The sequence below is a fragment of the Bacillus andreraoultii genome, assembly GCF_001244735.1.
GTDB classification, from domain to species: domain Bacteria; phylum Bacillota; class Bacilli; order Bacillales; family Caldibacillaceae; genus Caldifermentibacillus; species Caldifermentibacillus andreraoultii.
Window position 1 is genome coordinate 1,201,770 of the sequence record NZ_LN868937.1, and the last position, 13,405, is coordinate 1,215,174.

At 34.4% G+C, this 13,405-nt stretch carries 8 protein-coding genes and 2 tRNA genes; 9 read left to right on the plus strand and 1 reads right to left on the minus strand.

The window, feature by feature from the left end:
• Positions 1-11: 11 nt before the first annotated feature.
• Together BN2144_RS10920 and BN2144_RS10925 are read left to right on the plus strand one after the other, a co-directional pair.
• Entirely contained in the window at positions 12-509 is a 498-nt protein-coding gene (locus BN2144_RS10920; RefSeq protein WP_033828264.1) for a YfcE family phosphodiesterase, read from the plus strand.
• A 162-nt stretch (positions 510-671) separates the two neighbouring features.
• A tRNA-Arg gene (locus tag BN2144_RS10925) sits at positions 672-745 on the plus strand.
• A gap of 741 nt (positions 746-1,486) precedes the next feature.
• Here the strand turns inward: BN2144_RS10925 and BN2144_RS10930 are convergent.
• Positions 1,487-2,602, minus strand: a complete 1,116-nt coding sequence (locus BN2144_RS10930; protein WP_033826334.1) for an IS4 family transposase — start codon at positions 2,600-2,602, stop codon at positions 1,487-1,489.
• A 943-nt stretch (positions 2,603-3,545) separates the two neighbouring features.
• Between BN2144_RS10930 and BN2144_RS10935 the strand changes: the two genes are divergently transcribed.
• The 7 genes from BN2144_RS10935 (at position 3,546) to yihA (ending at position 13,276) form a co-directional block, all read left to right on the plus strand.
• A tRNA-Arg gene (locus BN2144_RS10935) sits at positions 3,546-3,619 on the plus strand.
• Positions 3,620-3,748: 129 nt separating this feature from the next.
• Entirely contained in the window at positions 3,749-4,741 is a 993-nt protein-coding gene (locus BN2144_RS10940; protein WP_033828265.1) for a tetratricopeptide repeat protein, read from the plus strand.
• 253 nt (positions 4,742-4,994) lie between these two features.
• Positions 4,995-6,284: a trigger factor gene (tig, locus tag BN2144_RS10945; protein WP_033828266.1), complete on the plus strand. Its 1,290-nt coding sequence runs from the start codon at positions 4,995-4,997 to the stop codon at positions 6,282-6,284.
• Positions 6,285-6,703: 419 nt separating this feature from the next.
• On the plus strand, positions 6,704-7,966 hold the full coding sequence (gene clpX, locus BN2144_RS10950; RefSeq protein WP_033828267.1) for an ATP-dependent protease ATP-binding subunit ClpX: 1,263 nt from the start codon (positions 6,704-6,706) through the stop codon (positions 7,964-7,966).
• A gap of 226 nt (positions 7,967-8,192) precedes the next feature.
• Positions 8,193-9,890, plus strand: a complete 1,698-nt coding sequence (lonB, locus tag BN2144_RS10955; protein WP_042337860.1) for an ATP-dependent protease LonB — start codon at positions 8,193-8,195, stop codon at positions 9,888-9,890.
• A gap of 451 nt (positions 9,891-10,341) precedes the next feature.
• Positions 10,342-12,672: an endopeptidase La gene (gene lon, locus BN2144_RS10960; protein ID WP_033828268.1), complete on the plus strand. Its 2,331-nt coding sequence runs from the start codon at positions 10,342-10,344 to the stop codon at positions 12,670-12,672.
• Positions 12,662-13,276, plus strand: a complete 615-nt coding sequence (gene yihA, locus BN2144_RS10965; protein WP_033828269.1) for a ribosome biogenesis GTP-binding protein YihA/YsxC — start codon at positions 12,662-12,664, stop codon at positions 13,274-13,276. The genes lon and yihA overlap by 11 nt, the downstream gene beginning before the upstream one ends.
• Positions 13,277-13,405: the final 129 nt, after the last annotated feature.

The following is a 13,405-nucleotide window of genomic DNA, read 5'->3' on the forward strand; positions in this document are numbered from 1 at the left end:
GAAGTGTTCATATGAATATTTTAATTTGCAGTGATAGCCATGGTCTAGAGAAAGAACTTTTCCAACTTAAAAATATGCATCCAAATATGGACTTCTATCTTCATTGTGGTGATTCCGAACTAGAAAAAGATCATCCGGCCATTCAAGGGTTTCATATCGTGAGGGGGAATTGTGATTATGGAGATGATTTTCCTCTTCAAGCAGTGATAGAAACTGGTAAGGAAAAAATCTTTATAACCCATGGACATTTACATCATGTAAAAACGAATTTGATGAATTTACGGTATGAAGCAATGGAGCACAATGCGACAATTGCCTGTTTTGGCCATTCTCATATCCTCGGTTATGAAATGATTGATGGGATGCTATTTATTAATCCTGGTAGTATGGCATTTCCGCGTGGACGTAAAGAACGAACATATATTATTTTGGAAGTACAAGATGAAAAGAAAATAATTCATGTTTATGAGTTTGGAAAAGGTGAACTTTTTCAAGAAACATTTCATTGAAAATAAGATTTCATTGAGAAGGGGGAATTCCCCCTTTAGAAAAATTCCACAAAAAATTTCCTGAAATAGTGTTGACAATTGGAATGAAGCTATATATAATTAACATTGTCCTTGTTAAGCATCGGAATAAATAAAGAGGAACTTAATATATATTATTACCATGTCCCAGTAGCTCAGCTGGATAGAGCAACGGCCTTCTAAGCCGTCGGTCGGGAGTTCGAATCTCTCCTGGGACGTTACGTTAAATTAGGGTACGATAAGATCACCTTCAAACACGTTAAAACGCAGATATATCAAGCGAATTAACGTGTTTTTGTTTTTTGTAGAAAACTCCAAAAATAGGTGTGTTTTTATACCGTTTTACACATTGTTTACACAAAAATTTACCGAATTACCATACACGAGGAGGACAAAAATCTTCCTTTGAATATTAGCTATCCAATCATCACTTTTTCGAATACATCCGCATTTTTCATCCGGTCACTTTCTTCCAACTCCTTAACAATGTAAGTATAAGTGTTAGACATTTTCAATGTCTCCGTAATCGTCTAGATATGTAATAGTCAAAAATAAACTAAAGGGCAGTTTACTTGAGGATTGACACGAACGATGCTCTGATTATAGAAATTACCTATACTTTCCTTGCACCTAGTATTCTGATAAGTATTAATATGGCGACAATAGAAAATAGTCGGTTTTTGTGATTTCATTGAATTATAACTATATATCTTATTTTGGAGGGATTCGATGAGAAGTTTTATAGTAAGTGGTATTTTGTTTTTAATATATGCAGTTTTATTGAGTGCAAAATATATTTCAACATCAATATCACTAGTGTTGCATAAATAATGTCATAATTTTCAGATTAATTATTTTCCCAACTTAGGGCCAAAAAAGTAAATACCCAACTAAAGGTGGCCCTATCCATTCAGAATTTATATACAATTAAGACTTGTGCAACAACGGCATTTTAATGATTAAGGGACAGTTTTTCCTTCGATTTTTCGAATCCAAATATGCGCTGGTTTCCACAATGCAGCCCTTAAATAACGACTAATTTGCAAGATTTTACGCTTACTTTTTGTTTCGATTTGTGCGAGGATATGTAAGCAATAAACAATCAGTGCAATAAACACTTGATTTTGAATCGCCCATTCGCTTTGACCGTAAAATTTTTTGATATTGAGATGTTGTTTGATCCATTTAAAAAATAGTTCGATAGTCCAACGTGATTTATACATCTCTGAAATTTCTTCGGCACTCAAATCAAAACGATTCGTGATCAAATGGAGTACATTTCCTTTTGAATCCATTACTTTTAGAAGGCGAAAGTAGTTTTCAGCTCGGTTTTGTGTCGTTCCAATCAAGACCATTTGATCCGATAAAACAGATGAACCCTCGGGTAGTTTAAAATCATAAACCTCCCGTACAACTGCGTTTTTTCGTAGCCTTGAAAGAAAAAAGTAACCATCGTCTGTCAAACGGTCAAATCTTTCGTAGTCTAGATAACCACGGTCAAACACATACATGCATTCCTTGTCGTCCACCATAATCTCAAGCTGACCACGATCGTGTTCGTTTGCCGTTGTTATCACGGCCTTTTCAGGGTAAGAAGTTCCTTTTTCCATAAATACAAGGCGTAAATGTAACTTTACCCCCGCCTTTGTTTTACGGAACTTTGCCCACCTATGATTGGTCAAATTGAGTGGTAATGTGCTTGAATCAATAATTTTTAACGGCATGATTCGTTTTGTGTAGTGTGTTTTAGCGTGAATTTGTCCGACTAGATCAAGGAAAAGCGACTGAAACAGATCTGGATTCATGCCATTTAATCGGCGAGATAGCTGAGAAATACTTATAGAATCAAGGTTTACTGCCTTTTGAAGTTGGTCATCGAAAAGGCAATCGCCCAATGCATGAAGACTTTCAACTTCCTTAAGTTGTGCAAAAAGTAATAATTTAAGAAATGACTCTGTCGTTAATTTTTTTGTATAGAAATCTAATTTCATTGTTTTCACGTTTTCTTCTAATAATTGAAGATTTATCGGTGAAAACCATTGTCCAAATGAATTTTTTCGTGTAATCTTATCCATGAGCGTTGTCCTTTTTAATGGATTTGGACGGATTACCACCAACTATTTCCATTATAAAGGACTTTTTCTTTGTTTGAAATAATAAAATTGAAGATTTTGGGTATTTTTAATAGTTAATTTAAATTAATGCAACACTAGTGCATCAATATATATTTCAAAAGGGGATTCTTTGAATTCAGAACTGTTTAAGAGTGTAATGAAGAGTTTACCTGCAGAAATAACAATAATTTGCATAGTTTCTCTTGTGTTTGGATTCATATTTTTTATATTAGGAATTAAAGATTACAAACGAGAATAAATTAGAGGACGTTTAATTAGTCATCTAATTTGCAAGTTGATTTTTTGTAGTATAACATTGCCATTGATTTTATTAACGAAAGTCAAGTATATGTATAGCTCTCGTTTTTTTGACGATTGTTCATTATTCTATATTGCAAAATATTAAAGGTGGTACTCCTATTAATTTTTAAAGTAGTTTCAATGCTTATTTTCACTCTCTTCAAAAATATACAATAATAAATGTTTGTATTAACAGTAACGAACATTACACATAGCATATTTTTACACATATTTTACACAAGGCATCTTAAAACCTTGTGATTTCAAGAGTCTTTTCGTTTGTTCCTTACAAATGGATTATTTATGATTTTTTTAACTCATCAGTGAGGGTATAGTGGCTTCTTCCCAAATGTTCCTTCTATGTTAAGAGTAAAAACTATTGATAGTCGTTTTTTATTATGATAAAATAATTCTTGTTTTCAATATTTAATATTCCAAGGGATTTTCTTCGTATAATGTACCTTTAGCTAAGCTACGAGCAAAGCATCTTTGAAAATACTCCGAGTTATCTCGATGTATCAATCCATTAAACTGCTCGTAGAGGAATGGGTATGATTGTACAAAAATAATAAATAGTTGTGTTGTTATCTTATTATAAGAACATGTCCCAGTAGCTCAGCTGGATAGAGCGACAGCCTCCTAAGCTGTAGGTCATGAGTTCGAATCTCGTCTGGGACGTTAAGCAGTTCTCTCATAAAGGGAGGACTTTTTTCGTGTCCTTGTAAGTTTCCATCATCCTTCTCATTTTGCATTTCCATTTTTCAATGATAAAATGACAAAAAAGAACATAAAGCGTGGGATTTGCAAATGAAGGAATATACTTCGAATGGTAAAATAATACCTCTTCCAAACTTACCGCTACGGCTATTACAAAAAAGTCAAAATTTATTGGTTCAAGGAGAGATAAAAGAGGCAATCAAGTTTTTACAAGAAGCTGAACAGTTAGATCCAGAAAATCCTGATATTCTATATACTTTAGTTGGTGCATATATGGAGATTGGCAATTTATCGAAAGTACGTACACTGCTAGAGGAAATGATTTACAGTGGACTAGGTGAATATTTTCAAACAGTGGAATTATATATTAGTGTACTTTTTCAACTTCATGAGTATAAAAAAATCAATACAATGTTAACAATGTTATTGGAAGATAAACAAGTTCCGTTTCATAAACTAGAACAGTATGAGGAATTGTTAGAGTTAAGTGAAAAATTAGCGAATGAAAACAGTGAGATGTCCTCTGAACAAGTGGAAATGCTTTTTGAAGGAGATACGAATACGGTTATTTCGAGAATTGCTAATTTGGATGCAGAAGCGATTGCAAATTGTTTGAACGAAATTAAAGATTACCTTCTATTAGAAGACGGAAACCCATTAATAAAGACCATTCTTCTCAACGCATTAAAAGAAAACGAAATCAATGAAGAAGTTGAAGTTGAAAAATTTGATCAATATATTCGAATCAACATAAATGAATATGTTGGCGTTCAAGAAGCACCCTTTCCGAACAAAGTAAAACAAAAACTGGAAGAAATTCTTTTAAGTGAAAATCCAAGTTTACTATCGTACGCACAGACGTTGTGTGATCGATTCTTTTTTGCAATAGATCCTTTAACAATGAAGTTTACGGACTTAAATTTATGGGGATATGCCATTTTATCTGTTGTAGAAGATTATCTTGGCGAGGATTTTATGGAGAGCTATGCCATTGACTTATTAACAGTTCATCTTAACGAGGAAGAAATTGATCGAGCAAAGCAGTTTATTTTGAAAGTAGAGCAAGAAATCAATGCGACATAAAACGACGTACATAGAAAAAAAGCCAATACTCTAATTTTTACCTTATGTATTGAAACAAATAGTTCCTATGTTATAATGGTATGGTTAGAATAATATGTTCTTTTTTATCCATACCTTGTATGAGGTCTAGGGAGCTTCAACTTTTAAACTTGCTTTTTGGACAAACATTGTAAATGAGAAAACAATGAACAAGGTCAACATACAAGAACAAAATAAAAAAATTATTGATAAATAGTTGTTGGAGGGAATCGGTATGTCTGCAAAATGGGAAAAACTAGAAGGCAACCAAGGTAAATTAACGGTTGAGGTAGATGCGGAAACATTTAACAAAGCGCTTAATCAAGCGTTTCAAAAAGTTCAAAAACAAGTAAATATTCCTGGTTTCCGTAAAGGTCGTGTACCACGTCCAATTTTTGAACAAAGATTTGGTGTAGAATCTCTATATCAAGATGCTTTAGATATCGTTTTACCAGATGCTTATGTTGGTGCGATTGAAGAAACTGGAATTGAACCAGTTGCTCAACCAGAAATCGATATTGAACAAATTGGTAAAGGACAAACGTTAATTTTTACTGCAGAAGTTACGGTAAAACCTGAAGTGAAACTAGGCGAATATAAAGGTCTTGAAGTACCAAAAGTTGATACAGAAGTAACAGATGAAGATGTTGAAGCAGAACTTGAACAACTTCAAAAACGTCATGCAGAATTAGTTGTTAAAGAAGATGAACCAGCAGTAGAAGGAGACACAGTTGTCATTGACTTCGAAGGTTTCGTTGATGGAGAAGCATTTGAAGGCGGAAAAGCTGAAAATCATTCATTAGAGCTTGGTTCAGGTTCATTCATTCCTGGTTTTGAAGAGGAATTAGTAGGGGTTAAAGCTGGTGACGAAAAGGATGTTCATGTTACATTCCCTGAAGAATATCATGCAGAAGAATTAGCAGGTAAACCAGCAGTATTCAAAGTAAAAGTTCATGAAGTAAAAGGTTTAGTTTTACCTGAACTAGACGATGAATTCGCTGTTGATGTTGACGATGAAGTAGAAACATTGAACGCATTAAAAGAAAAAATTAAAAATCGTCTAAATGAACAAAAAGAACATGCTGCAAAACATGAAGTTGAGAATGCAGTTCTTGAAAAAGCTGCAGAAAATGCAGAAATCGATATTCCTGAAGTAATGGTAGAAAGTGAAGTTGATCGGATGGTAAAAGAATTCGATCAAAACTTACAACAACAAGGATTAAATCTTGAACTTTACACTCAATTCTCAGGACAAGATTTGGATGCATTGAAAGAAACGATGAAAGAAGATGCGGAAAAACGTGTTCGCGTAAGCTTAACATTAGAAGCAATTGTTAAAGCAGAAAACGTTGAAGTAACAGATGAAGAAGTAGATAAAGAACTTGAAAACATGTCTGAAATGTACAATATGCCAGTTGACCAAATTAAACAAATTCTTGGTTCGACTGACAGTGTAAAAGAAGACTTGAAAATGAATAAAGCTGTTCAATTATTAGTTGATAATAGCAAACAAGTAGAAGAATAATCGACATTTAGGGACATACATCATAAGTTATTAACAAGGCGCGGATTTCTTTCGTGCCTTGTTTTATCCTAATGGATAGCATCACTATAGTTCTAGTTTTTACCTACGTTTTATCACATATAATTGAATAGACTATATATAAGACACTTATTGATGCAGTCGATTATGAAGAAGTTCTTCAGTTTTTTTACATATGATACATGTCTAGACTTCACGATATCCTTAAAAAGGAATTTTAAATTATACATAATATTCGAATCGTTTTCTTTTCATTTTTTTTAAACAATATGATACAATCCTAATACATATAATTAAAGAAACAGGAACTAAAAACGCTATCTTCTAATTTGAATAACTCGGTTACATATAAAAAACTGTCCATTGATGGGATTTAAATAAATTAAGGGGTGTGAAATGAATTGTTTAAATTTAATGATGAAAAAGGACAATTAAAATGTTCTTTCTGTGGTAAATCACAAGAACAAGTCCGTAAACTAGTTGCTGGTCCTGGCGTTTATATATGCGATGAATGTATTGAATTATGTACAGAAATTGTTGAAGAAGAGTTAGGAAATGATGAAGAAGTTGAATTCAAAGATGTTCCAAAACCTTCTGAAATCCGGACAATTTTAGATGAGTATGTGATTGGGCAAGACCAAGCTAAAAAGACATTAGCTGTCGCTGTTTATAACCATTACAAACGAATTAATACAAAAAATAAAGTTGACGATGTAGAATTAGCGAAAAGTAATATTAGCTTAATTGGACCAACAGGAAGTGGGAAAACACTTCTTGCTCAGACATTAGCCCGAATTCTTAATGTTCCATTTGCCATTGCTGATGCTACTTCACTTACAGAAGCGGGATATGTTGGAGAAGACGTTGAAAATATTTTACTAAAACTCATCCAAGCTGCTGATTATGATGTAGAACGTGCGGAAAAGGGAATTATTTATATTGATGAAATTGATAAAATTGCTCGGAAATCTGAAAATCCATCGATTACACGGGACGTATCTGGTGAAGGTGTGCAACAAGCCTTGTTAAAAATATTAGAAGGTACAGTAGCAAGTGTTCCTCCTCAAGGTGGAAGAAAACACCCACATCAAGAGTTTATTCAAATTGATACAACAAATATTTTGTTCATTGTCGGTGGTGCGTTTGACGGGATCGAACAAATTATTAAACGTCGCTTAGGTAAAAAAGTGATTGGTTTCGGCACGGATTCGATAAAAGAAGAAGTGGATGAAAAAAGCTTACTTTCACAAGTGTTACCAGAAGATTTACTTCAATTTGGTTTAATTCCTGAATTTATCGGTCGTCTTCCAGTGATTGCAACGTTAGAAAAATTAGATGAAGCAGCACTAATTGAAATTTTAACAAAGCCAAAAAATGCTCTTGTCAAACAATATCAAAAACTATTAGAGCTTGATGATGTAGAACTTGAATTTGAGCAAGAAGCTCTATTTGAAATTGCGAAAAAGGCAATTGAACGTAAAACAGGCGCTCGAGGATTGCGTTCAATTATTGAAGGAATTATGTTAGATGTGATGTTTGAATTACCATCACGTGAAGATATTACAAAATGTATTATTACAAAAGAAGCTGTAACAGAAAACAAACGACCTCAATTGTTGTTAAATGACGGAACAGTGATTGAAGAAGAAAAAACTTCAGCATAAAAAAATGTATGTATAAAGTTACCTTGAAACATATCCCATTAATAAATGGCTGTTGCAAGGTAGCTTTTTTATTTGTTAACGTGTTGCGTAAGTGAACCCACATTTCAATAAAACTAACTCATCATTTTTTATATTTCAACTTCAAACTCAAATGTATTTTTTTGTTTATTCCATTGCTGATAAGGAGATACTAAAGAACACATAATATGGCAATGGAGGGAATACAATGAACTTACCTGGAATCGTATTAATCATACAACTCGTGTTTGGTGTAATTATCGGGTTGTATTTTTGGAACTTATTACGAAATCAGCGAACACAAAAAGTTTCACTCGATAGAGAGTCAAAAAAAGAGATGGAACAACTACAAAAATTACGGTCAATTAAGTTAACTGAACCATTAGCTGAAAAGGTTAGACCGACTAGTTTTGATGATATAATTGGTCAAGAGGATGGAATAAAAGCTTTAAAGGCAGGTCTTTGTAGTCCAAATCCGCAACATGTAATTATTTATGGGCCTCCTGGTGTTGGTAAAACGGCTGCAGCACGACTGGTTTTGGAAGAAGCAAAAAAACTAGGAATTTCTCCTTTTAAAAAAGATGCGAAGTTTGTGGAATTAGATGCAACAACTGCCCGATTTGATGAACGAGGCATTGCCGACCCACTTATTGGCTCTGTACATGATCCAATCTACCAAGGGGCTGGTGCGATGGGACAAGCAGGTATCCCACAGCCAAAGCAAGGGGCTGTAACGAATGCGCATGGTGGCGTCCTATTTATTGATGAAATCGGGGAACTACACCCCATTCAAATGAATAAATTATTAAAGGTATTAGAGGATCGCAAAGTATTTCTTGAGAGTGCATATTACAGTGAAGAAAATATGCAAATCCCAAATTTTATCCATGATATATTTAAAAATGGACTTCCAGCTGATTTCAGGCTAATTGGCGCAACAACGAGAACACCTGATGAAATCCCTCCGGCTATTCGTTCAAGATGTATGGAAGTTTTTTTCCGTGAATTAAATAAAGATGAGATAAAACAAGTGGCAAAACGAGCATTAAAAAAGGTAAATCTTAACATGAGTAATTATGCACTTGAAAAATTATCTGATTACGCAAAAAATGGGCGTGAAGCAGTAAATATCGTTCAAATTGCTGCTGGTCTTGCGATAACTGAAAATCGTAAAAAAATAAAAGATGAAGATATTGAATGGATTATCAATACTAGTCAATTAACACCAAGAATGGAGCAAAAAATCCATGACCAATCAGAAATTGGATTAGTAAATGGACTTGCTGTTTACGGACCAAATAGTGGTGCATTACTGGAAATAGAAGTATCAGCAATTCCCGCTCTCGAAAAAGGAAGTATCAATATTACAGGGATTGTAGAAGAGGAAAGTATTGGTACACAAGGAAAATCAATACGAAGAAAAAGTATGGCTAAAGGTTCTATAGAAAATGTTATTACAATTTTAAGGTCTTTTGGTGTTCCAGCTGATGAATACAATATTCATGTAAATTTCCCGGGTGGTATTCCGGTAGATGGACCTTCAGCAGGAATTGCTATGGCAACAGGGATTTATTCTGCTATTTATCAGATTCCAGTTGATCATAAAGTGGCATTAACAGGTGAAATTAGTATTCACGGTCGTGTAAAACCAGTTGGTGGTGTATATACAAAAGTTAAAGCGGCACAAAAAGCTGGAGTGAAAAAAGTGGTTATTCCACATGACAATATGGAATCTATTTTTAATGAAGTGGATGGGATTGAGATTGTTCCTGTCACAACATTAAAAGAAGTATTTGAACATACGTTAGAAAAAGTACATAATAAAGGTGAGCAAGAACAAATAAAAAAACGAGATACGGCAACAGCAGCATTTTCATATGAAGAACAGAGAAAAGAAAGTGTCTAAAATCACTTTAGAAAATCGAGAAATATGGTTTGTCTTTCCAATAACGATTTGTTTAAGACAAACCAGCTTTTTTTAGACGAAACTATTGTCTTCCTCGATCGGTTGTACGTATTTTTCTTTTACTTATGCTCTTTTTTAAAATGTTGTTGTATTGCTTTTGAAGCGGAAAGTTCATATTGTTGAGGCAAGATGAGTGCTCCCGTGGCAAGCGTTCGCCTTAGTGAGTAACAACAAAGTTAAGGAAAAAATTCATTTCTTTTACTTCAAATTAGACAGTATCTGGTAAATACGGTAAAATTTTAAAAAGGCATCTGTTTGTAGGGAAATAACTATGCAAGAAAACATATGATTTATATAAAAAATCATTTACTTAAAGCAAATTTTTACAATGTATACATAATTGAACACCTGAATCTAAAAAGAGATTGGTGCGAAACTGGAGGTATTCAAAATGAACGAAGAACAAAATATGATTGTTCCCCTCCTACCGCTTCGGGGATTACTTGTTTTCCCGACAATGGTACTTCATCTTGATGTAGGTCGAGATAAATCTGTACAAGCCTTAGAAAAGGCAATGATGAATGACCATTTAATTTTTTTAACAACGCAAAAAGATACAACGATTGATGAGCCGACTGAGGAAGATATCTATGAAATAGGTACGTTAACAAAAGTGAAACAGATGCTAAAACTTCCAAACGGGACTATTCGCGTACTAGTTGAAGGCTTAAAGCGGGGGAGAATTGAAGAATTTGACCAAACGGAAGAATATTTTTCAGTAAAGATTTCCACTTTTGAAAATGAAACACATAGTGATGTTGAAGAAGAAGCGCTTATGCGAATGATTCTTGATTTATTTGAACAATACATAAAAATGTCAAAAAAAATCTCTGCCGAAACATATGCGACCGTGCAAGATATTGAAGAACCTGGTCGACTTGCCGATATTATTGCTTCTCATTTACCATTGAAGCTAAAAGAGAAACAGGAACTTTTAGAAATGGTTGATGTAAAAGAACGAATGAATGCAATTATAACAATATTAAATAATGAAAAAGAAGTTCTTCAATTAGAAAAGAAAATTGGTCAACGTGTGAAACAGTCAATGGAACGGACGCAAAAGGAATATTATTTGCGTGAACAAATGAAAGCTATTCAAAAAGAGCTTGGGGATAAGGAAGGCAAATCAGGGGAAATCGAAACATTAACGGAAAAAATTGAACAAGCTGGTATGCCTGCACATGTGTATGAAGCAGCAATGAAAGAGTTAAACCGCTATGAAAAAATCCCAAGTACATCTGCAGAAAGTGCTGTCATTCGTAATTATCTTGATTGGTTAATCGCATTACCTTGGTCAAAAGAAACGAAAGACGACATGAATATTAAAAAAGCAGAACGAATTCTTAATGAAGATCATTATGGCTTAGAGAAGGTTAAAGAGCGAGTATTAGAATATTTAGCTGTGCAAAAACTAACGAACTCATTAAAAGGTCCGATTCTTTGTCTTGTCGGTCCTCCAGGAGTGGGTAAAACAAGTCTTGCAAGATCAGTTGCCCGTTCTTTAAATCGTAAATTTGTCCGTGTCTCATTAGGTGGTGTTCGTGATGAATCAGAAATACGGGGACACCGTCGAACATATGTCGGCGCAATGCCAGGAAGAATCATTCAAGGGATGCGTAAAGCTGGTACAATTAATCCTGTTTTCTTATTAGATGAAATTGATAAGATGTCAAATGATTTTCGTGGTGATCCTTCAGCTGCCATGCTTGAAGTTTTAGACCCAGAACAAAATAAAAATTTCAGTGATCATTATATTGAAGAAACATATGACCTTTCAAAAGTCATGTTTATTGCAACAGCGAACGATTTAAGTACGATTCCAAATCCATTGCGTGATCGGATGGAAATCATCACAATCGCAGGCTATACCGAAATAGAAAAATTACATATCGCAAAAGATTATCTTATTAATAAGCAATTGAAAGATCATGGGTTGCAAAAGCAGCAGTTACAAATTCGCGATGAGGCACTCACTTCAGTTATTCGTTATTATACACGAGAAGCTGGTGTCCGTGGTTTAGAAAGACAAATTGCGAAAATCTGTAGAAAAACGGCTAGAATTATAACGTCTGAAGAAAAGAAACGTGTGATCGTTACGGATAAAAATATTGAAGATTTACTCGGTAAAAAGGTTTTCCACTATGGTCAAGCGGAAACAGAAGATCAAATTGGTGTTGCTACAGGGCTTGCTTATACTGCTTTTGGTGGCGATACTCTTCAAATCGAAGTTGTTTTTGCTCCAGGGAAAGGGAAACTTGTTTTAACAGGGAAACTAGGAGATGTAATGAAAGAGTCGGCTCAAGCTGCATTTAGTTATATTCGATCGTCGGCAGAAAAATTAGGGATTGACCCGATGTTCCATGAAAAGTATGATATTCATATCCATGTACCAGAAGGAGCGGTTCCGAAAGATGGTCCTTCTGCAGGAGTCACAATGACAACAGCCCTTGTATCGGCTCTTTCGGGTAAACCTGTCAAACGTGAAGTAGGAATGACTGGAGAAGTGACGTTACGAGGAAGAGTACTCCCAATTGGTGGATTAAAAGAAAAAACATTAAGTGCGCATCGGGCTGGTTTAACGACCATTATCATGCCGAAAGATAACGAACGTGACTTAGATGATATACCTGAATCAGTTCGGGAAGAATTAACCTTCATCCCCGTTACCCATGTCGATGAAGTGTTGAAAAATGCAATAGTAGGTGAAATTCGTGAAAATTAAAAGTGCCGATATCGAAATTAGTGCTGTAGCTCCGGCACAATATCCAAGTAGTCGTTTGCCAGAAATCGCTTTGGCGGGGCGTTCAAACGTTGGAAAGTCGTCGTTTATTAATAAGATGCTAGGTAGAAAAAGTTTAGCAAGAACATCATCCAAACCTGGTAAGACGCAAACATTAAATTTTTATAAAATAAATGAGGAGTTTTACTTCGTTGATGTACCTGGTTATGGCTATGCGAAAGTTTCAAAAAAAGAGCGTGAAAAATGGGGCGGCATGATTGAAACTTATTTAACGAAGCGTGAAGAGTTAAAATGCGTTGTTTCAATTGTCGATTTTCGTCATCCGCCAACAAATGACGATATCACGATGTACCAGTTTTTAAAACATTATAGAATCCCAGTTGTTATTATAGCAACGAAGGCTGACAAAATTCCTCGAGGCAAATGGCAAAAGCATTTGAAAATAGTCAAAGATACATTGCAAGTCGAAAAAGAGGATACGGTCATCATGTTTTCCTCAGAAACAGGCTTAGGAAAAGAAGAAGCTTGGAAAGTTTTACAAAGTTATATTTACGAAGATGTGAATATCAATAAAGAAAATAAATAAGACAATATATATGTCAAGGTGTACTTGATATGACAAAAAGGACTGCCCAGTTATTACGAATTGCTAACATACTGGATAGTCCTTTTTTAGTCGATGGAAATATGTAAATATTCTAAATTCAAATTTCCG

Coding starts and splice junctions, on each gene's coding strand:
- BN2144_RS10920 (WP_033828264.1), top strand. CDS start 12: ATGAATATTTTAATTTGCAGTGATAGCCATGGTCTAGAGAAAGAACTT.
- BN2144_RS10930 (WP_033826334.1), bottom strand. CDS start 2,602: ATGGATAAGATTACACGAAAAAATTCATTTGGACAATGGTTTTCACCG.
- BN2144_RS10940 (WP_033828265.1), top strand. CDS start 3,749: ATGAAGGAATATACTTCGAATGGTAAAATAATACCTCTTCCAAACTTA.
- tig (WP_033828266.1), top strand. CDS start 4,995: ATGTCTGCAAAATGGGAAAAACTAGAAGGCAACCAAGGTAAATTAACG.
- lonB (WP_042337860.1), top strand. CDS start 8,193: ATGAACTTACCTGGAATCGTATTAATCATACAACTCGTGTTTGGTGTA.
- lon (WP_033828268.1), top strand. CDS start 10,342: ATGAACGAAGAACAAAATATGATTGTTCCCCTCCTACCGCTTCGGGGA.